The following is a 21,642-nucleotide window of genomic DNA, read 5'->3' as shown; positions in this document are numbered from 1 at the left end:
CCCGGGATGGCGCCAACCTTCACTTCTGCGGGCGAAATGCGGTGGAAACTGGCCCGCAGAAGTCGATATAGCTACAGAGTTGATGGTGTATCGGCCGTTCAGGGGCCGCTGCTGCCGCCCAGTTTCGAGACCCAGTCGGTCACGCTGGAGACGGCGTCACTGATCGCCTGCCAGTAGCTCTTGCCCTGGCCGATCCAGTCCTGCAGCGGGGTCAGTTCCCAGATCAGCCAGCCCGCGACGAACAGCAGCACCAGGGTGAACAGACACCCCTTGAGGCAGCCGAGGCCGGGGATCTTCATCGGGTTGGCGCTGCGCTGCCGCGGCTCGCGGGGCTGCCGCGGGGCCGGCTGCTGGGGCGGCGGCTGGGACGGCGGCTGCTGCGGGGGTGCGTACTGCTGCCGCTGGTACTGCTGTTGGGGCTGGTGCTGGGGTTGCGGCTGGTACTGCTGCTGCCGGGGCTGGGGGTACTGCTGCGGCTGCTGCTGGTACTGCTGCGGCGGGTGCTGGCGTCGCTGAGGCTGCTGCTGGGGCTGGGACCGCTGGGGGCGGCGGCGCAGCGGGTCCTGGCTCGGGTCGAGGTACTGGACCTGCGTCTGCTCGTTGCGATCGCGGGCCGCCTGGAGCTGGGACTGCCAGGGGTGCGGCCCCTCGGGCTGCGGAGGGCCGTCCGGGTGCGGCGGCACGGGCGGCATGACCGAGGTCGGGTCGGCGTGCCCGCCCGGGCCGGGTGCGTGCTGCATGACGCTGGTCGCGGCGTTCGGATCGTACGAGCCCGCGTTGCTGGGCAGCACCTGCGTCGGATCTGCCGCACCGGGGGCCTGAGGAACGGCCGCGGGCGCCGGGTCGGGTGCGAGCAGGGCGCCCACGCCGTCCGCCGCGGCGATCTGTGCCGAGCTGGCGTGCACGCCGATGCCCGCCGCGACGGTACGCAGTCCACGGGCCAGGTTCTCGGCGCTGGGCCGCCGGTCGGGGTCCTTGCTCAGGCAGCGCTCTATGACCGTCCACAGCGGCGCCGGGACGGTGGTGGGGCGGCGGGGCTCCTCGCTGAGGTGCCGGTGCAGGACTTCGAGGGCGGTGCCTCCGGAGAACGGCGGGCGCCCGGTGACCAGCTCGTACAGCAGGATGCCCGCGCCGTAGATGTCGACCGCGGACGTCTGCGGCCGGCCCTCGGCGGACTCCGGCGCCACATAGGCCGGCGTGCCGACGAACTCATGGGTCCGGGTCAGCCCCGGGGAGTCGGCCAGGCGCGCGATGCCGAAGTCGGTGAGCATCGGGTGCATCTGGCCGTCGCGCTCGTCGAGCAGGACGTTGGCGGGCTTCAGGTCGCGGTGGACGACGCCGTCGGCGTGGCTGGCGGCGAGCGCGTCCGCGATCTGCGCGGTGAGGAGCGCGGCGGCGACCGGGGTGAGCGGGCCGTTCTCGCGGAGGTAACGGTGCAGGTCGGGGCCGTCGACCAGGTCCATGACGAGGGCGAGGAGGTCCCCCTCGACGACCAGGTCGCGGGTGCGCACGATGTTCTCGTGGGTGAGCCGGAGCAACACGGAGCGCTCGCGCAGGAACCGCATCACGACGTCCGCGTCGTTGGCGAGCTCCTCCTTGAGGACCTTGATCGCCACGGTCTCGCCGGGCTGGCCGGCGACGGCCGCCTCGGCACCTGCGGTCTCCCGTTGGCGGGCACGCCAGACGGTGCCCGTGGCGCCGCGTCCCAGCGGCTCCTCGAGCAGGTACTTGCTGCCTACCGGCCGCACGTCATGCGCTCCCTGCTGATCGTGGTGCTTGCGGTGCTCCCGGATCCCCCGGGAGTTCCGGCCCACTCTAGTGGGGTGACCGGCGAGGTCGGGCGGGTCCGCCCGGTTGCCGTCGCCGTCCTTGCCCACCGGGCCCGATTACCTCCTGAAGGAGGTACCGGCCGGTTGCGGAACAAGACGCTCACACCGGGCGGATGGTTGCCGCACGCACATGCGATGAACCGTTCCGGGCGCTCACCCGGATCCGTTGCGCTGCCGCGGAGAACGTTCCAAGCAGGCACTTATGGGCGCACAGCCGACCTTTCAAGATCACTTAGCGGTGGCCCCCGGGCGTGTTGTCAGTGGCAGGTGCGAGGATGCCTCCAGCACGGACTGTGGGGTAGGGAGCCCTGTGGCACGTGACGAACCTGTACCGGACGACGCGTCCGGGTCGGGTGGGGGGAATCACAGGGCTTCCCCTGCCCGGCGCCCCGCGCAGAAGGGACCGCTGACGGCGATGCAGATCCGGCTGACCGTCCTCGCGCCGCGCAGCGGCCAGACTCCGGCGCGCGCCTGCGACGTGCTGGTCACCGCCCCGACGGGGACGGCGCTCGCCACGGTGGCGTCCAATCTGGCCGCGGCCGTCTCCGGGCCCGACGGCTCGCTCGGCAGCGGTGCGGTGGTGCTGTTCGCCGGGCGTGAGCGGCTCGACGCGCAGCGGTGCGCACTGGGCGAGCCCCCGCTGGTCGACGGAGCGGTGCTCTCGCTCCAGGTCCCGGGCGAGGACGAGGTGGCGGACGACGCCGTTCCGGCGCAGCTGCACGTGGTCGCGGGGCCCGACGCGGGCGGGGTCCATCTGCTGCACGGCGGCCGGATCCGGATCGGCCGCTCCGCCGACGCGGACGTCCCGCTCGACGACCCCGATGTGTCCCGGCTGCACTGCACGGTGACGGTCTCCGCGGACGGCCTGGTCTCGGTGGCCGACCTGGGCTCCACCAACGGCACCCTGCTCGACGGCACGGAGGTCCGCGCCCGCCCGGTCCGTCTGAAGCCCGGCGCGCTGCTGCGGCTCGGCGAATCGACGCTCCGGCTGACCTCGGGCGCGCGTACGCCGACGCTGGCGACAGCCCCGGACGGCGAGGGGCATCTGCGGGTGTCCGGTACGGCAGGCGCGGCCGCCGCCGATGGCGGCTTCACCGAGGAGTACGGCGCCGGCCACGGGTACGCCCCGGCCGCCGCCGACCCCGCGCCCGCCCCGTACGAGGGGCCCGGCGACCGTCACACGTACGAGAGCGGCGAAGGCGGGTGGACCGACACCCGCCGCCAGTCCCCCTCCGAGCGCTCCCCCCGCTTCCCGGGCGACGGGACACCCCGGCGGGGCGGGATAGGCGCCTGGGCGCGCAGGCTCGCGGGCAACAAGGGCGAGCCGGTGCACGAGGCGACGCCCGACGAGACAGGCGCGGCCGAGCTGCCGTTCCCGGCCGCCGCCTCTCCCGCGACACCATCGGGATCCGCCGCGGAGAGCATCTGGCCCGACCCCGCGGCCGTGCTGCTTACCGCGCTCGGACCCGGCCCCCGGCTGTGGGAGCGCGACACCGCGCACCCGGAGGCGCTCGTGGTGCGCCTGGGGACGACGGACCGGTCCGAGCTGCCCGCCGTGCCGGTGACCGTGGGGCTGCGGGAGGCCGGTTCCCTCGGGCTCGCCGGTCCGCGGACCCGGCTGGCCGGACTCGCCCGATCAGCGGTGGCGCAGCTCGCCGCGCTGCACTCCCCCGCCGATCTGGAGATCGTGCTGATCAGCACGGACCGCGCCCGCGGCGCGGACGAGCGCAGGCGCGAATGGGCCTGGCTCGGCTGGCTGCCCCATCTGCGCCCCATGCACGGCCAGGACTGCCGGCTGCTCCTGGCGTACGACCGGGAGCAGGCCGTCGCCCGTACGACGGAGCTGGTGCGCCGGCTGGACGACGGGCCGCTGGGGCCCGGCTGGGCGAGCCTGGACCGCAGCACGGTCGCCGAGGCCGCCGGGCGGTACTCGGGCCCGTACACCGTGGTGATCGTCGACGGCGACCCCGGCTCGGCGGTGCTGCGCGAGAACACCGCCCGGCTGGCCGCCGCGGGTGCCGCTGCCGGAATCCATCTGATCTGTCTGGCCGAGACCCCGGCCGCCACGCCCACCTCACCGGTCGCGGCGACGTACGAGGCCGCCTGCCACGCCTCGATCGCGTTCCGTGAGTGCGGGGCGGTGGCGATGCTGAGCGGCGATGTGGCGACTGCACTGCGGCTGCTGCGCACGGCGGACGGCCGGGCCGCGGGCCGCGGCACGGTCGCCGCGGTGGACGCGGTGTCGGCGCACTGGGCCGAGCGGTTCGGCCGGGCGCTGGCCCCGCTGCGTACGGAGGGTTCGGCGTCGGCCCACGGCCGGCCCGCGTCGGCCGCGCTCCCGCCGACCGCCCGGCTGCTGGACGAACTGGGCCTGGCGCGTGCCACCCCGGCATCCCTGATGGCCCGCTGGGCCTCCACTGCGGACGACCAGCCCGGCGCCACGGTCCGCGGTTCGGGCCGCTGGGCGGGCGGGCCGGCGGGCGCCGGTGGCGGTACGGATGCGGCCGACGCGGATGCCCGCGGCTCGGAACGCACGGAGTACCCGGGCAGTGCGGGCCCCCGCGTGGGCGCCCAGCGCACAGGCAGCGCACCGGGGCCGGACCGCGCGGGCGGGTACCCCCCCGGCTCGGGGCGCACCCCGTACCCCGGCAGCGAGACCACCACCCACATCGGCACCGCGGGCCACGGCCTCATGCGCGACGACGCCCACGACACCGGTGGTTCCGGACGCACCCCGTACCCCGGCACCTCCCGTGCCGGCGGCGGGCGCTACGGCAGTTCGCCCGGAGACACCCCGAGCTCCCGCACCGTTCCCGGGTCCGGTACCTGGGGCGGAGGTGATGTCCAGGGGGCCGGCAGTCTCCGTTCCGCCGGATCCGGGCGGACCTCGAACCGGGTCAGCGGACCGCGCGGCGGAGACACACCCCCGGTCGCGGCGCGAGGCGCCGGGAGCGGGGCAGCAGCCGCACGTACCGCAGTGGAAGCGAACACGGGCACCGGCATGCCCGCAGCCGCCTGGGCCGAAAGCACCGCTGCCGTGGCCGCCGGGCGGCCCGTCGTGGTGCTCGGGGCCGGGCCCCGGGGCGCGGTCAGTGTGGATCTGACGGAGGAGGGCCCCCACCTTCTCATCGAGGGGCCGGCCGGCAGCGGACGTACGGAGCTGCTGCGGGCCGTCGCCGCCTCGCTGGCCGCGGCAGCCCGGCCCGACCGGCTGGGCATACTCCTGGTCGACGGCGCCGGCGGCGAGCGCGGTGAGAGCCTGCGCCCGTGTACCGAACTCCCGCACGCGTTCACACACCTGGTGGCCTCGGATCCGGTACGGATGCGCGAGTTCGCGCAGGCGCTGGGCGGCGAACTGAAGCGGCGCGCCGAACTGCTCGACCAGTACGACTTCACCGAGTGGCACCACCGGCACGAGGTGGCGCAGCGGATGGTCGGCCAGCGCCCGCCGAGCGCCGCGGAGCAGCGCGGAGACCTCGACTCCCCGATGAGCGGGACGCTCCGGCTGCGGCCCGCCGCAGCACGGTCCACGGACCCCGGCCCCTCCCCGCTGCCCCGGCTCGTCGTCCTGGTCGACGACTTCGACGCGCTGGTCGCCCCGGCGCTCGGCAGCCCCGGCCGCCCCGCCGCGGGGTCGGTCGTACGGGCCCTGGAGGCCGTGGCCAGGGAGGGCGGCCGGCTCGGCGTCCACCTGGTCGCGACGTCCGCTCGCCCGGACCGTACGGAGGACACGGACCTGGCCCGTGGGGCCCGGCTGCGTATCGTGCTCGACGCACCGGTCGTCCCGCCGTCGCCGGAGGATCCGGCGCCCGGACGCGGCCGGCTGGGGCATCCGGACGGGCGGGTGACACCGTTCCAGGGCGGCAGGGTGACGGGACGTATTCCACGTACGGCGACCCTGCGCCCCACCGTCGTCCCGCTGGAGTGGGAGCGGATGGGTGATCCGCCGGCCCGGCGCCCGGTCCGCGAGCTGGGCAACGGTCCGACGGACCTGGCGCTGCTGGCCAGTGCGCTGGAGCGGGCGGCCAGGTCGGTGAACGCCGAGCCGATAGCCCCGTTCGGGCCCGTCCATTCCTGAGGGGCGCCGGGTCCGGACATCCACTGACATCACGTCACGAGCCCATCACGATCAAGGAGTTGACACGAGAAGCGGTATTGCGGCACCCGTACACCGGGCGTAGGACTGTGCGCACACAACGATGTGAGAGACGGGGAAGCAATGCGCACAACCCTTCGGATCAGCAGGGCCGCTGCGGTGTTCACCGCCATCGGCGCACTGGCCCTCACCGGTTGCAGTGACGACGGCGGCGGAAAAGACAAGACGGACAAGAGCTCCGAGGGCGGCAAAGGGAGCTCGCCGAGCGTCGTACTGCCGAAACTGGACGGCGAGAAGCTCTCGGTCGCGGCGGTCTGGACCGGAGCCGAGCAGGCCAACTTCGTCAAGGTCCTCAAGGAGTTCGAGAACCGCACGGGGGCCACGGTCACCTTCGTCCCGGCGCAGGACCCGATCGTCAACTTCCTCGGTACGAAGATCGCGGGAGGTCAGCCGCCGGACGTCGCGATGATCCCGCAGGTGGGCGCGATCCGGCAGGCCGTGGAGAAGAAGTGGGCCAAGCCGGTCGGCAACGAGGCCAGGGCCCAGCTCGGCCAGAACTACTCGAAGGTCTGGCAGGACCTCGGCGCGGTGGACGGCACCCAGTACGGCGTCTACTTCAAGGCCGCCAACAAGTCCCTGATCTGGTACAACGCCAAGGCGTTCGAGAACGCGGGCGCGAGCGAACCGAAGACCTGGAAGGACTTCCTGGCGACGGCCGAGACGGTCTCCGCCTCGGGTGTCACCCCGGTCTCGGTCGGTGGCGCGGACGGCTGGACCCTCACCGACTGGTTCGAGAACATCTATCTCTCCCAGGCCGGCCCGGAGAAGTACGACCAGCTGGCCCAGCACAAGATCAAGTGGACGGACCCGTCCGTCAAGGACGCGCTGACCACGCTCGCGCAGCTCTTCGGCAAGCCGTCGCTGATCGCGGGCGGCGCCGACGGTGCGCTGCAGACGGAGTTCCCGGCCTCGGTCACCCAGACCTTCACCGGCGGCGACCAGCCCAAGGCCGCGATGGTCTTCGAGGGCGACTTCGTGGGCGTCAACATCGCACAGACGAAGGCGAAGATCGGGACCGACGCCAAGGTGTTCCCGTTCCCGGCGGTCGGCGCCGAGTCCCCCGTCGTGACGGGCGGCGACGCGGCGGTGGCACTGAAGGACGGCAAGGGCGCCCAGGCCCTGCTGACCTGGCTGGGCTCGACCGACGCGGCGAAGATCATGGCCGAGCAGGGCGGGTTCATCTCGCCGAACAAGGCCCTGGACGCCGCCGCATACCCGAACGAGGTACAGCGCACGATGGCGAAGGCGCTGGTCGCGGCAGGTGACGCCGTCCGGTTCGACATGTCCGACCAGGCCCCGCAGTCGTTCGGCGGGACGCCCGGGAAGGGCGAGTGGAAGACCCTCCAGGACTTCCTGAAGAACCCGAAGGACATCGCGGGGACTCAAGCCGAGCTGGAGTCCGACGCGGCCAAGGCGTACAAGAGCTGACGGGATGACGACAGCCGCAGCGGGGGACGCCGACGCGGTGCCCCCCGCCGACAAGCATCCGTCCGGACAGTCGTCGGTACCCGCGCCCAGGAAGCCGTCCGATGCCTCGGCCGGTGGCCCGGGACGCAGCCGCAGAAGTGTGACCGGCACCCGCCGGGTCATCGCGGCTCTGTTCCTGGCGCCCACGCTGGTGCTGCTGGGCGCGCTCGTGGTCTATCCGATCGTGTACTCCGTCTACCGGTCGTTCTTCGACCAGTCGGGTACGGGCTTCGCCGGACTCGACAACTACAAAGCGCTGTTCACGGACGACACGATCCGTACAGCGGTCAAGAACAATGCGATCTGGGTCGTGTTCGCGCCGACGGTGTCCACCGTCCTCGGGCTGATCTTCGCGGTGCTGACGGAGCGGATCCGCTGGGGTACGGCGTTCAAGCTGATCGTCTTCATGCCGATGGCGATCTCCATGCTCGCCGCGGGCATCATCTTCCGGCTGGTGTACGACGCGGCCCCGGAGCGCGGGGTCGCCAACGCCGTATGGGTGGGTGTGCACGACACATTCGCCGAGTCGGCGGGCTATCCGAAGGCGCATCCGCTGCCCGTCCACCCGCTCAAGGCGGGCGCCGGCGGTTCGTTCGTCACCAAGGCGCCGGTACGGGCCGGGCAGCCGGTGCAGCTGCCGCTGGTCGGTGTGGCACCGGCGAAGATGCCGACGGACGCGAAGCCCGCGAAGGCCGCGGCGGCGGGGGCCGGAAAGATCACCGGTACCGCGTGGCTGGACTTCACCAGGGGTGGCGGCGGCAGCCCCAATGTCATCGACGCCAAGGAGCTGGGGCTCAAGGGCATCGAGGTGGAGGCGGTCAAGCACGGCAAGGTGGTCGCCTCGGCGACGGCGGCCGCGGACGGTACGTTCACCCTGCCCGCTTCGGCGGACGGCGCCGAACTCCGGCTCCCCGCCTCCAACTTCAAGGAGCCGTACAACGGAGTCGAGTGGCTCGGCCCGACCCTGGTCACACCGGGGATCATCGGTTCCTACGTGTGGATGTGGGCCGGGTTCGCGATGGTGCTGATCGCCGCGGGCCTGGCGGGCCTGCCACGTGAACTCCTGGAAGCGGCCCGGGTGGACGGCGCGAACGAGTGGCAGGTGTTCCGCCGGATCACGGTGCCGATGCTCGCGCCCGTTCTCGCGGTGGTGCTGGTCACCTTGATGATCAACGTTCTGAAGATCTTCGACCTGGTCTTCATCATCGCGCCGGGCTCCTCGCAGGACGATGCGAACGTGCTGGCGCTCCAGCTCTACCGCTCCTCGTTCGGCACGGACGCGGACCTCGGGATCGGCAGCGCCATCGCCGTGCTCCTGCTGCTGCTGGTACTCCCGGTGATGTATTTCAACGTCCGCCGGATCCGGAAGGAGGGGCGCCGATGACGACAGCGTCGAACACGACCGCCACCCCCTGCCGGGGGTCCGGGGGTTGTCCCCCGGGACGGCACAGCAACGTCCGCCGGATCCGGAAGGAGGGACGCCGATGACGACAGCGTCGAACACGGCCACGAGCACGACAGCCGCAACCGAACCGGTGAAGGCCGAACAGTCCCTCGGCGCACGCATCGCCGCCCGTGCCGGCGGCGGTGTGATGCGGGTCTTCCTCATCCTGGTGGGCCTGTTCTGGCTGATGCCGACCATCGGGCTGCTGCTGTCCTCGCTGCGCGGTGCGGACGACATCGCGTCGACCGGCTGGTGGAAGGTCTTCACGGCCCCGTCCCAGCTCACCTTCGACAACTACTCCCGGCTGCTGGACAATTCGACCATCACCCACTCCCTCCTCAGCACGGTCATGATCACCGTCCCGGCGACCGTCCTGGTCGTCGTGATCGGTTCGCTGGCCGGATACGCCTTCGCCTGGATGGAGTTCCCCGGCCGCGACTGGTGGTTCCTCGTGGTCGTGGGGCTGTTGGTGGTGCCGGTGCAGGTCGCCCTGGTCCCCGTCTCCAAGCTCTTCGGCGCGGTCGGGATCTTCGAGACGACCTTCGGTGTGATCATCTTCCACACGGCCTTCGGTCTGCCCTTCGCGATCTTCCTGCTGCGGAACTTCTTCGCGGAGATCCCGAAAGAGCTGCTGGAGGCGGCCCGGCTCGACGGGGCCGGCGAGATCCGGCTCTTCACCCGGGTCGTGATGCCGCTGGGCGGTCCGGCGATCGCCTCGCTCGGGATCTTCCAGTTCCTCTGGGTGTGGAACGACATGCTGGTCGCACTGATCTTCGCGGACTCCGACTCCCCGCCGATCACGGTGGCCCTGCAGCAGCAGGTACGGCAGTTCGGCAACAACATCGATGTGCTGGCACCCGGCGCCTTCGTGTCGATGGTCATTCCGCTTGCGGTCTTCTTCGCCTTCCAGCGTCAGTTCGTCTCCGGCGTGATGGCGGGCGCGGTGAAGTAGTCACACAGCTGCACGTCAACACGGGGTGGTCCTGTTCACCGCAACAGGACCACCCCACCTGCAATTTTGCGGATTTGCCACGTTTTGGCGTAACCCTGTCACTCCATCGGAAGTTTGCGGAGCACCCGCCCGCGCTGCGAACGACCCATGGATGTGTTGTGCCCCGGTTCAGTGTCATCGTGCCCGCGTACCGGGTTCAGGCGTATCTGCACGAGAGCCTGGACTCGGTGCTGACCCAGTCCTTCGAGGACTTCGAGCTCATCGCGGTTGACGACTGCTCACCCGATGCCTGCGGCGCCGTCATCGACGAGTTCGCCGCCCGCGACCAACGGGTGCGGGCCCTGCATCTGCCGGAGAACGTGGGTCTGGGCCGTGCCCGTAACGCCGGGATCGCACAGGCCACCGGCGACTATCTGATCTTCCTGGACAGCGACGACACCCTCGCCCCCGGCGCCCTGCGGGCCGTCGCCGACCGGATCGAGGAGACCGGGGAACCGGACGTCCTGGTATACGACTACGCCCGTACGTACTGGACGGGCGAGAGCGTACGCAACACCTTCGCCGAACACCTCGCCGAGACCGGCCCCGCCACCTTCACGCTCGCCGGCCGGCCCGGGCTGCTGAAGGTCCTGATGGTCGTCTGGAACAAGGCGTACCGCCGGGCGTTCGTCGAGGCCGAGGGATTCGCCTTCCCGCCCGGCTACTACGAGGACACGCCCTGGACGTACCCGGTGCTGCTGGCCGCCCGCTCGATCGCGGTACTCGACCGGGTGTGCGTCGGCTACCGGCAGCGGCGCCAGGGCAACATCCTGGCCACCACCAGCCGCAAGCACTTCGACATCTTCGAACAGTACGACCGGGTCTTCGCGTTCATCGACGCCCGCCCCGAACTCGCGCCCTGGCGGCCGCTGATCTTCCGCAGGATGCTCGACCACTTCTGCACCCTGTTCACCACCCCCGGCCGACTGCCGCGCCGCAGCCGCGCCGAGTTCTTCCGCCGCGCCCACGCCCATTGCGGCCACTACCGCACTCCGGGCGCCCCCGCCCCGCGCCGCGCCCGGCTGCGCCACGGCCTGATCCGGCTGGGCGCGCACCGCACGTACCGTGCGCTGTGGACCGCGCAGTTGCTGCACGGCCGGCTGCGGAAGGTCACCACGGCTGTCCACCGGGTGCTGCGGGCCGCCGCGCTCCAGGCGTACTACCGCATCCAGCTGCGGCTGCCCGTCCAGGCGGACCGGGCGGTGTTCGCGGCGTACTGGCACCGCGGCTACGCCTGCAATCCGGCCGCGATCGAGGCGAAGGCCCGCGAACTGGTCCCCGGCCTGCGGACCGCCTGGATCTGCCGCCCCGAGGACGCGCACACCGTGCCCACCGCAACACAGCGGCTCACCCCCGGAACGTACGGCTACTGGCGGGCGCTGGCCCGCTCCAGGTATCTGGTGAACAACGTCAATTTCGACCGGCGGCTGGTCAAGCGGCGCGGCCAGGTGCTGCTCCAGACCCACCACGGCACACCGCTCAAGACCATGGGCCTCGACCTCCAGGACCGGCCCGCGGCGGCCCGCGGGATGGACTTCGGCCGGCTGCTGGCCAATGTCGACAAGTGGGATTACTCCCTCTCCGCGAACCAGCACTCCACTCTCGTCTGGGAGAAGGCCTATCCGTCGGCCTCCGCGAGCTGCGCGACGCTGGAGTACGGCTATCCGCGCAATGACGTCTACCAGCGGGCAACCGCCGACGACGTGGCGCGGCTGCGCGAGTCGATCGGCATCCCCGAGGGCACGCTGGCCCTGCTGTACGCGCCCACGCACCGCGACTACCGGCGCGACCAGCACATCGCGCTCGACCTGGCACGCGTGCTGCGGGTCCTCGGTCCGGGCTTTGTGATCCTGAGCCGCGCCCACTACTCGTACGCGGCTCCGCCGGTCCGCGAACCGCACCCGGGGATCATCGACGTCAGCGGCCACCCCTGCGTCGAGGCGCTCGCGCTCGCCTCGGACGCGCTGATCACGGACTACTCGTCGCTGATGTTCGACTACGCCAATCTGGACCGGCCCGTCGTCATCCACTGCGCCGACCGCGAGGCATACGAAGCGGCCCGCGGCACCTACTTCGACCTGCACTCCTGCCCGCCCGGCGCGATCGCGCACAACGAGGACGAACTGCTCGACGTCTTCGCGACCGGCCACTGGTGCGGCACCCGCTCCGCCCGGCTGCGCGCTGCGTTCCGGGAGCGTTTCTGTCCGTACGACGACGGGCACGCGGCGGAGCGGGTGGTGCGCCGGGTCTTCCTGGGCGACACGTCCGCGCAGCCGCCCGCGATTCCTCCGGCAGTGCGGCGTCCCGCACCGGCGGCGGGCAACCCGGCGCAGGTCCCGGTCCCCGCACCGGCCACGGCCACGGTCCCGGTCCCGGCGGACCGGCAGGCGTCCGAGGGCCTCGGCCTCGCCGGGGCACAGCCCACCAACCACCCCTGAGCGCACCCCTCCCCCGTAGACCCGAGTCCGAGAAAGAGCCTGTATGCCCCGGCTGAGTGTCATCATCCCCGTCCGCCGCGCCCGAGGGCAGTTGCGCGAGTGCCTGGAGTCGGTGCTCACGCAGTCGTTCACGGACATCGAGGTGATCGGGGTCGTCGACGGTTCGCCGGACGGTTCGGGGCTGCTGTTCGACGAGTTCGCCGCACGGGACGACCGGGTGCAGGCCATCCATCTGCCGCCGGGGGCCGGGCCGGACGGGCGGCGCAACGCCGGGGCCGAGCGGGCCGTCGGGGACTATCTCCTCTTCCTGGAGGGCAACTTCGTCCACCTGCCGGGCGCCCTGCAGGCCGTCGCCGACCGGCTGGACGCCGCCGGTGACCCCGAACTGCTGCTGTTCGGCCATCACAGGCGCCCGTTCCGGGGCCGTCCCCGCCCGACCCGGTCGCTGGAGCTGCTCGGCGAACTGCCCGAGGGCCGGCTCACCCTGCTCGAACACCCCGTACTCCTGGACATCGCACCGGTCTCCTGGAACCGCGCCGTGCGCCGCACCCTCCACGAGGGCGAGAAGCTGTCCTTCGGACCGGGGCAGCACGGGGAGCGGATGTACGCACTGCAGACCCTCGCCGCGGCCGAGTCCGTCGCCGTGCTCCCCACCGCCTGCGTCGAGCACCGCAGCCGGCGCCACCTGCCCGTTCCGGCCGACGCGACGGAACCGGCGGACGGCTCGGCACCGCACCAGCTCGTCGACGCGTACGCCGGTCTGATGGAGTTCGTACGGGACCGGCCGCTCCTGCATCCCGTGCGGACCCTGGTCTTCGAGCGGGCGGCCTGGGAACTCCTTTCCGGGTACTCGTCGGTGCCCCGGCGGCGCAGGCGCTACGTACGGTCCGTGGCGGCGTTCCACCGTGCGCACCGGCCGGAGGGGCACCGCTTCGCGGGCGGCGCCCAGGGCCTGCGGCCGAAGCTGATGGGCGGTGGCCGGTACGTCCTGCTCGGCGCCCTCGACACGGTCCTGGCCCTGCGCCGGGGCCTGCGGGCGGCGCCCGGCGCGGTCCGGGCCCGGGCCAGGCGCACCCTGTCCGCGCGCTACTACTGGTGGCAGCGCAGGCTTCCGCTGGACCCCGGGCTCGCCGTCTACGCCGCATACTGGAACCGCGGGATGAGCTGCAATCCGGAGGCCGTCTTCCGCAAGGCCCAGGAGCTTGCCCCGCAGGTGCGCGGCGTGTGGGTGGTGTCGAAGAACCAGGTGGACGCGGTGCCCGAGGGCATCGACCACGTGGTGCCGGGAACCCGCCGCTACTGGCAGTTGCTGGCCCGGGCCACGTACTTCTTCAACAACGTCAACTTCCCCGACCATCTGGCCAAGCGCCCCGGCCAGATCCATGTGATGACCCATCACGGCACCCCGCTGAAGATCATGGGGCTCGACCAGCAGGACTATCCGGCGGCGGCCCAGGGGCTGAACTTCGACCGGCTGCTCCAGCGCGTCGACCGGTGGGACTGGAGCGTCTCCGCCAACCCGCACTCCACCGAGGTGTGGGCACGCGCCTATCCGGGCGCCGCACGGTCCCTCGAATCGGGCTATCCGCGCAATGACGTCTTCGCGACGGCGACGGACGAGCGGATCGCACAGATCCGCGAGGGCCTCGGCATCCGGCCCGGTCGCCGCGCCATCCTGTACGCGCCGACGCATCGCGACTACGAGGCGGGGTTCACCAGCCGGCTCGATCTGGTCCGCCTCTGCGAGGCGCTCGGCCCGGACACCGCGGTGATGGTCCGCGCCCACTACTTCTACGAGGGTGCCGGGCTGCCGGAGCACCCTTCGCTCGTCGATGTCTGCGACCATCCGCGGATCGAGGAGCTGTGCCTGGCGGCGGACGCGCTGGTGACGGACTACTCGTCGGTGATGTTCGACTACGCCCATCTGGACCGTCCGATCGTGGTGCACGCCCCCGACTGGGAGACGTACCGCACAGTCCGGGGAGTCTGCTTCGATCTGCTGTCCGGGAAGCCCGGCGACACCCCCGGGGCAGTCTCCACCGATACGGACGAGCTGGCCCGGATCTTCCTCGACGGCAGCTGGCGGAGCCCGGCGAACGAGGCACTGCGCGCCGCGTTCCGGGCCCGGTTCTGCCCGTACGACGACGGGCGCGCAGCGGAGCGGGTGGTGCGTAGGGTGTTGCTGGGCGAGTGTGCTGTGCCGGGCCCGTCCGGCGGCGTGTCCTCGAACGCCGGACGGGCTTGACTCTGCTCAGCGTTGCTGGCCCGCCATCACCGTGAAGAGGCCGACGACCACGAGCAGCGAGCCTCCCCAGGTCCACATCGAGGTCCGCTCGTGCAGCACGGTCGCCCCGGCCAGCACGATCAGCAGATACCCGAGGGCGTTGAACGGATAGGCGATGGACAGCGGCACCTTGGCCAGGGTGGTCATCCAGGCGACGGCGGACACCGCGAAGACCACCAGGCCGAGGACGACCCAGGGGCTGGTCGCGGCGCGCACGGCGAGGGACCCGCCGCCCTGCGCGGCGGCGGCCGCGGCGCCCTTCATCCCGTGCTTGAGCATGATCTGGCCGCCCGCCGACGAGAACACGGCGAACAGCAGCAGCATCAGACTGGGGAGGGTCAAGGCCTTGCTCCTGACTGCGGCGACCGGGGTTTCGGACGTCGGGGCGGGGGTGGGACGGGGGACGGCGGCCTCAGACGCCGACCCGGTCGGCAGGGGCGTACTGTCGGTCGAGGATGTCCTGTACATCGACGTGCTCTCCAGCGATGATCGTCTCGGCCGCATGCGGGGTGAGCAGTGCGACGTGCTGATAGCCGAACAGCGTCGGCCGGATCCGGGTGAGCAGCTTCGACACCCCGCCGAGGACCGCGGGGAGCGGTCCGCCTCCGAGCAGCGCCCAGAACGGGGCTCCGGTGGAGGCGATGTGGAGGACGTCGTAGCCCGCGTTCCTGACCGTGCGGCGCAGGCTGGCCCGGGTGAAGAAGCGCAGATGCGTTTCGTCGAGGATGCCCCGCCGGTCGTAGTCGAAGACGCCGAGCGCGACCCGCAGCCGTGAGTACCAGTGGCTGAAGTTCGGTACGGAGAGCAGCACATGGCCGCCGGGCCGCAGCACGGTGGCGACCTCGGCGAGCACGCGCTCGGGGCGGGAGAGGTGCTCGATGACATCGCCGGCGACGACGTAGTCGTAATCGGTGCCGATCTCCGCGGGCAGCCCCTCCTCCAGGTCGGCGAGGTGGAAGTGGGTGCATTTCTCGCGTACGCCGGGGACCTCGACGTAGTCCACACCCGTCACTTCGTGGCCGAGGGCTTCGAGTCGCTGTGCGAACAGGCCGCCGGAGCAGCCGAGATCGAGGACCCGGCCGGGCGGGAGGCTGCGCATCTTCTCCAGGATGACGGCGTGCGAGGAACCGTCGCCCTCCTTGAATGCGTACTCGACGGGCTTGGGGATCCAGGCGCAGGTGCCGAATCCCTTGACGGCGAGCCGGTATTCGAGGACGTCCTTGACGACGTCCTTCGCGTACTTCATGCCGTTGACGTAGCAGATCTCGTCGCCGTAGTAGGTGGGGACGGGGATCTCCTTGATCCGCATTCCTTCGTTGAGCAGCTGGACGATGATCTGGGTGTCGAAGTCGAACGCGTCGGTGTTCCGGTGGATCGGCAGCCTCTTGAGTGCCGCGACGCTGTAGGCGCGGTACCCGGAGTGGAATTCGGTGAGCTGCGAGCCGAGAAGGGTGTTCTCCAGGCGGGTGAGAATGCGGTTGCCCAGCCATTTGTACATCGGCATGCCGCCCTTGAGAGCGGATCCGGGTTTCATCATCCGCGAGCCGAACACGGCATCGCATTCGCCGCGTTCGATCGGTGCGACCATGTCGGGCAGGAATTCGGGGGCGTACTGTCCGTCGCCGTGCAGCAGCACGATGATGTCGAGTCCGTGTTCGGCGGCCAGCGCGTATCCGGCCTTCTGGTTTCCGCCGTATCCGAGATTCTTGGTGTGCCGCATCACCACGGTCCGCGGCAGCCCCTCCGTCTGCGACCAGCGGCAGCCTGCGGTGAAGGTCGCGTCATGGCTCGCGTCGTCGAGAATCAGGACCTCGGCGACCTTGGACCGGAAGTCTTCCGGAATGCGGTCGAGGGTTCTCTCCAGCGTCGTCTCGGCGTTGTACGCGACCACCAGGATGCCGATCCTGGGGCTCGGGCTTTCCTTCACGGGGCGTTCTCCAGTTGCGCTCGGTGCATGGGAGGGGCGGTCAGTTGACGGGGGAACCGGTGGGCCGCGGGGTGCAGGGCGCCGGGACCGAGGTCCGCTCGGCGGGGGATTTCGGGGGTGCGGCCGGCTGCGCGGCGAGGATCTTGCGGACCCCGCTGACAAGGCCGGCGGCGAGGACGAACCAGCCGGCCTCGCCCAGATGCAGCACCGTTTCGCTCCAGCGCACGGCGGAGCGCCCCTGGTATCCGAGGACCGCCGTCAGGCCGAGCAGACAGCCGTACGCGGCGCCCTCCCAGAACCCGATGACGAACAGCCCGGCGGCCGCCCAGGTCAGGTACTGCAGGGCGGACGCGGTGGAGAGCAGCAGCAGGAGGCCCATCGTTACGGCGACGACACCGGGCAGCTGCGCGGGCCGCAGCCAGGCGAGCCAGACCCCGACCGACACGCAGACCAGCACGAAGAGGAAGTGGCCCTCGCCCTGGATGAAGGTGATGAAGGACTGCGACAGGCCGAGCGCATCGGCGAACCGGACGAGGCCCCAGAGCCGGTAGCTGCCGCCCGCGTACTCCAGGACGTTCTCCTTGAGGCTCTGCGGCACGGTCACCAGGACCGGTCCCCAGACGAGGGCCACGAGGGCGGTGAACCCGGCGGTGAAACGGATGAGCGCCGGCCGGCCGCAGCGCAGCGCGACGATGAACAGCGCCGGGATCACCACCACCGGGACGAACTTGACACTGATCGAGAGCGCGGCACACACCCCGGCGGCCAGCGGCGACTTCCGGTCCACGAGCAGATGGGCGGCGGCCAGGGCGAACGTGATGGCGACCGCGTCGGTGTTGCCGTGATAGCCGGAGGTGGCGATCAGTACGGGACTGACGGCCACGCCCACACCGCAGGCGACCGCCGTACCGGCGGAGCTGCGCCGGCGCACGATTTCGAACACGAGGAGAGCGCAGAAGAAGTCGGCGATCGAGGCGGGTGATCTGATCAGCGTTCCGAAGGGAATTCCGAGTTCGGAGAGTTCATGCAGACCGAGGAGCATCCAGCCGGCCAGTGGCGGATGGTTGTAGACGGGCAGTCCCGGCAGCGGCTGTTCGTAAATCCGAATGGGGCCGTACCGCACGATGGCCTTTGCGAAACCTTGAAAGATCCGCACGTCGGCCGGTCCGGGCGTGTTCGCCGCGATCAGCATTCGGGTGAGGAGGCCGGCGGCCGCAGCAATGAGCACCACCGCTCTCGCCCGTCGTACGTCCCAGGTTTCGCATCGCATTCGGATACCCATGAAAACAGAACGTAGCAACCCGACGACGCTGAGCAACACACCGATGACCACACTTACATGGCTCGCGACTTCGATGCCCTGCGCATCTGTGCAAACGTCCGAATCCCTGAATCACTCGAACGGTTCAGGCGGGGCGTGATGGCCCCGGGGCCCCTGCCCGGCCGGCACCGGGACCGGCCGGGCTGCACGTGCCGCGGTCCGGCGGATCAGGGCCGGTCAAGGCCCAGGAGCATCCGGTCGACCACCCGCGCCGCCGCGTGTCCGTCGTCCAGGTCGCAGAAGTCCCGGAGAAATGCCTCGTACGCCTGCGCGTGTCCCCTGGTGGCCCGCTCCGGGTCGCGCAGCGCCTCGATGAGTCCGGCGGAGCCGGGGATCAGGGGGCCGGGGGCGCGGGCCTCGAAGTCGAAGCAGAAGCCGCGCAGGGTGTCGCGGTAGTGCGCCAGATCGTGGGTGTGAAAGAGCATCGGTCGGCCGGTCTGCGCGAAGTCGAACATCAGCGAGGAGTAGTCGGTGACCAACGCGTCGCTGACCAGCATCAGCTCGCCGACGTCCCCGTAGCGCGAGACGTCACGGACGAAGCCGCTGCCGCTGTCCGGGAGGCGGTCGGTGACCAGATAGTGGCGGCGGACCAACAGGACAGTGTCCGCGCCGAGTTCGCGTTCGGCGACGGCCAGGTCGAGCTGCAGGTCGAGGGCGTAGCGGCCGCCGCCCTGCGGCCGGTCCTCGCGCCAGGTCGGCGCGTACAGCACGACCCGCTTGCCCTCGGGGATGCTGAGCCGCTCCCGTACCGCCGCGGCGACCTTGGCCCGGTCCGAGGCGTGGAACAGGTCGTTGCGGGGATAGCCGCACTCCAGGACCTCGCCCCGATAGCCGAACGAGCGCCGCAGGACGGGGGTGGAGAAGCGGTTCGGGGAGACCAGGAGGCTCCACTGGCGGGCGCGCCGCTCGATGGTGGCGATATAGGCGGTGTTGGCCTGGGCGGTGCCCGCGAGGTCGAGACCGATGCGCTTGAGGGGGGTCCCGTGCCAGGTCTGGACGACGCACTGGCCCTCGCGCCGCTCGAACCACTCCGGCAGCTGGGTGTTGGTGACGATGTGACGGCTGCGGGCCAGCGCCTCGTGCCAGGCGGCGGAGCCGTGCTCGACGGCCGTGGCTTCCGCCGGGATACGAGCCTGCTGGTCGCGCACCGTCCACAGATGCTCCAACTCGGCTCCCCGCCGTGCCACTTCCTCATGGATCGCGCGCGGCGAGTCGGAGTACTGGCGTCCGTCGAAGCTGCTGTACAGCACGGTGTCGCGCAGAGGTGCCATGCGCAGGCCCCGGTACGCCTCGCGCAGCAGCCGCTTGCCGCGTGCACCGCGTTCCGCGGCGGTGAGCACCGATGCGCAGTTGATCAGCAGCTGGTCGTGGAAGCGCCGCTCGATGAGGTACTTCCGGCCCGCGAGGGTGCGGGCGGCGGGCAGGGTGCGGTGGGCGGCGGCCGGGATGCGCAGCGGGGCGTCGTACGCGTCGTCCCTCGCACCCTTCTCGCGGAGGAAGAGGTACCAATGGCCCTGGCCCAGCGGCAGTTTCCCACCGGGTCCCTCGACGGCGTCCGGCCGGAGCGCGGCCCTGAACCGCCGCGCCCCGACGGCCCCGGAGGAGGTGAGGGGGAAGACGGCCTCCTCGCCGTGCCCGCTGTGCCGGGCCACCAGCTCGACGGGCCGTTCCGGGTCGTCGGGGAAGGTGCCCTCCAGGAGGAGCAGTCCGTCCTCCGTCCAGGTCGCCAGGTCGACGGCGGGTTGTACGGTGCGGTCGCTGATCAGCAGATTGCCGCGGGAGCTTGCGGTCAGACCGAGTTCGCGCCGCTGGTCACCCTCCCTGCCCAGCGGGTAGCGGCCCGGCAGTACGGGCCCCGGCACATCGATCGGTGTCCTGCGCCCGTCCGGGCCGACGAGTTGCAGGCTGTACGGCAACTGTGCGGGCGCCGCCCCCTCCCCCGCTCCCTGCCGGGCGTCGGCGAAGGCGCCGAGCGGGACATCGGCGGTGAAGCGCCGCCACCCCGCCGCCGACGGCACCGCCCCCTCGTGCACGGTCACCGGGCAGTCGAAGGAGGTACCGGAGGCCCGGTGGATGAGTGCGAGGCGCAGCGGCCCCTTGCCGAGACGGTCGCGGATCATCCCGTGGATCACCACGGTGCCTGCGCCGTCGCCCGTGCCGCCCGCGCGGTGCGTCTCGAAGCGGGCATCGATCCGCTCGGCGTGCAGCGCGAGCCTGCCGCTCTCGAAGGCGGGCACGATCCGGTGGTCGCCGTCGGGCCGGTGCACGGGCGGCGGTGCGGCCGCCTCGCTCGTCGAGAGGCCGGAGCGGCGCAGCATGCCGTGCCCGGCGATGCCGATCTCCAGGTGCCAGGTGAGCCGGTCGAGGCTGCCGGCCGCATCGATGCGGAGCCTCGCCGGGTCGATGACGGTCTCGAAGCCGGAGCGGTCGTAGTCGTGCAGGCTCTGCCGGGACCGGGCGGTGGCCTCGGGTTCGGCGACCGTGCGCAGCCGGAGCGGCAGCACATGCCGTCGCCCCGCCCGCAGCCAGCCGGCCCGGAACTCGGTGCCGCGCGTGGTGGCGGGCAGATTCCGGATGTACGCGTACCCCTTGAGGTGCAGCTTGCCGCCCCGCCACTGGGCGTCCCGCAGCCGGGCGGTGAGGGGCAGATCCCGGTCGGTGACCCGCAGCACCGAGCGCGGCACCTGCCGGATGAGGGCCGGGAAGGAGGCGCTGCGGCGCCGCACGCCCCGTACCGCGAATGCTCCCGGCTCGGCCTTGTCGAAGGCGAGCAGGGCCAGCAGTTCGTCGGTCCGCCGCTCGCGCACGAGGTGCCACATCAGGCGCAGCCGCAGCGGGAGCGCGTCGAGGACGGCCGGGTCGACCTGGTCGGTGAACTCGTTCGTGTAGGTGAGGAAGGCGCGCCGGTACTCCTCGTCGCCGTCGGGCAGCGCCTCCATGAAGTACCAGAGGTCGTTGGCGAGGACGTGCGCCTCGTACTGCCGTTTGTCGGCGGCGCCGCGGTGCTCGTCGAGGAAGGTGGAGACGCCCAGCACGTGCGAGGCCCGGTCCTGGATACCGCGGACGACGGCGCGACGGGTGGTGATCGAGCCCGCCCGGTCGCGCCAGTGGTAGACCGCGTCCTTCAGCACATCGACGGAGCAGGCCAGGAAGTGGGCGGGCAGGACGACCGGGATGTCCTCGTAGAGGGCGCCGACCGGGAAGGCGAAGGCGTGCTCGTCCCAGAAGGACCGGCGGAAGACCTTGTTGCAGGCGATCCGGTCGGCGGCGAGGTCCCAGTCGCGGGAGATGTGGGTGCGCAGCCGGGTCGTCGCCATGGGCTTGCGGAAGTTGGGCGACTGCTGGAGCTTTCCGGAGGCCCGCAGCCGCAGCACATTGCCGGACGCGATGTCCGAGCCGGTCTCGTCCAGGGCGCCGACGAGGAGTTCGTACGCGCGGGGCGGGAGCACATCGTCGCTGTCGACGAAGGCGAGATGGCGGGCGCCCGGGTCGCAGTTGCGGACCCCGGTGTTGCGGGCGTGCCCGAGTCCGCCGTTCTCCTGGCTCACCAGCCGGAACCGGCCGTCCTGTTCGGCGAACTCGGCGGCCAGGGCCGCGCTGTTGTCGGTGGACCCGTCGTCGACCATCACCACCTCCAGATCGGCCATGGTCTGCTCCGCGAGGGACTTCAGGCAGTCCGTCAGATAGAGCTCGACGTTGTGGACGGGTACGACGACACTGAGCCGTGGCGGCATGTTGAGCACGTCCGTTCATCGGGGGCCTGGTTGTCCGTACGGCTCAACCCT

Annotated in this window: 11 protein-coding genes; 6 read left to right on the top strand and 5 right to left on the bottom strand. The window is 71.4% G+C overall.

Annotated features, from left to right (window positions below):
* Window positions 1-98: 98 nt before the first annotated feature.
* Complete coding sequence (locus tag ACZ7IB_RS30955; RefSeq protein ID WP_470917126.1) at window positions 99-1,748, bottom strand: serine/threonine-protein kinase; 1,650 nt, start codon at window positions 1,746-1,748, stop codon at window positions 99-101.
* Window positions 1,749-2,244: 496 nt separating this feature from the next.
* On the opposite strand from ACZ7IB_RS30955, the gene ACZ7IB_RS30950 reads away from it, so the two are divergent.
* The 6 genes from ACZ7IB_RS30950 (at window position 2,245) to ACZ7IB_RS30925 (ending at window position 14,570) form a co-directional block, all read left to right on the top strand.
* Window positions 2,245-5,907 (top strand): FtsK/SpoIIIE domain-containing protein, encoded by a 3,663-nt coding sequence (locus ACZ7IB_RS30950; RefSeq protein ID WP_470917084.1) that lies wholly within the window; start codon window positions 2,245-2,247, stop codon window positions 5,905-5,907.
* Between the two features lie 141 nt (window positions 5,908-6,048).
* Window positions 6,049-7,413, top strand: a complete 1,365-nt coding sequence (locus ACZ7IB_RS30945) for an ABC transporter substrate-binding protein (protein WP_470917083.1) — start codon at window positions 6,049-6,051, stop codon at window positions 7,411-7,413.
* A 4-nt stretch (window positions 7,414-7,417) separates the two neighbouring features.
* Window positions 7,418-8,836 carry a carbohydrate ABC transporter permease gene (locus ACZ7IB_RS30940; protein ID WP_470917082.1) on the top strand — a complete coding sequence of 473 codons (1,419 nt, stop codon included), beginning with the start codon at window positions 7,418-7,420 and terminating at the stop codon, window positions 8,834-8,836.
* Between the two features lie 100 nt (window positions 8,837-8,936).
* Complete coding sequence (locus ACZ7IB_RS30935) at window positions 8,937-9,848, top strand: carbohydrate ABC transporter permease (protein WP_470917081.1); 912 nt, start codon at window positions 8,937-8,939, stop codon at window positions 9,846-9,848.
* 158 nt (window positions 9,849-10,006) lie between these two features.
* Window positions 10,007-12,325, top strand: coding sequence for a bifunctional glycosyltransferase/CDP-glycerol:glycerophosphate glycerophosphotransferase (locus tag ACZ7IB_RS30930; RefSeq protein WP_470917080.1), 2,319 nt, complete (start codon window positions 10,007-10,009; stop codon window positions 12,323-12,325).
* 43 nt (window positions 12,326-12,368) lie between these two features.
* A complete protein-coding gene (locus ACZ7IB_RS30925) occupies window positions 12,369-14,570 on the top strand; it encodes a bifunctional glycosyltransferase/CDP-glycerol:glycerophosphate glycerophosphotransferase (RefSeq protein WP_470917079.1) in 2,202 nt (733 codons plus the stop codon).
* Between the two features lie 6 nt (window positions 14,571-14,576).
* Here ACZ7IB_RS30925 and ACZ7IB_RS30920 read toward each other — a convergent pair whose 3' ends face one another.
* The 4 genes from ACZ7IB_RS30920 to ACZ7IB_RS30905 form a co-directional block, all read right to left on the bottom strand.
* Window positions 14,577-14,951 carry a DMT family transporter gene (locus ACZ7IB_RS30920; RefSeq protein WP_256102395.1) on the bottom strand — a complete coding sequence of 125 codons (375 nt, stop codon included), beginning with the start codon at window positions 14,949-14,951 and terminating at the stop codon, window positions 14,577-14,579.
* A gap of 70 nt (window positions 14,952-15,021) precedes the next feature.
* Window positions 15,022-16,536, bottom strand: coding sequence for a methyltransferase domain-containing protein (locus ACZ7IB_RS30915; protein WP_470917078.1), 1,515 nt, complete (start codon window positions 16,534-16,536; stop codon window positions 15,022-15,024).
* A gap of 40 nt (window positions 16,537-16,576) precedes the next feature.
* Window positions 16,577-17,818 carry a glycosyltransferase family 39 protein gene (locus ACZ7IB_RS30910; RefSeq protein ID WP_470917077.1) on the bottom strand — a complete coding sequence of 414 codons (1,242 nt, stop codon included), beginning with the start codon at window positions 17,816-17,818 and terminating at the stop codon, window positions 16,577-16,579.
* Between the two features lie 206 nt (window positions 17,819-18,024).
* A complete protein-coding gene (locus ACZ7IB_RS30905) occupies window positions 18,025-21,591 on the bottom strand; it encodes a bifunctional glycosyltransferase/CDP-glycerol:glycerophosphate glycerophosphotransferase (protein ID WP_470917125.1) in 3,567 nt (1,188 codons plus the stop codon).
* Window positions 21,592-21,642 lie beyond the last annotated feature (51 nt).

The sequence above is a fragment of the Streptomyces sp. NPDC037301 genome (assembly GCF_055602785.1).
Note: the sequence above shows the minus strand (reverse complement) of the source record. Positions and strands in the feature narration are given on the sequence as shown.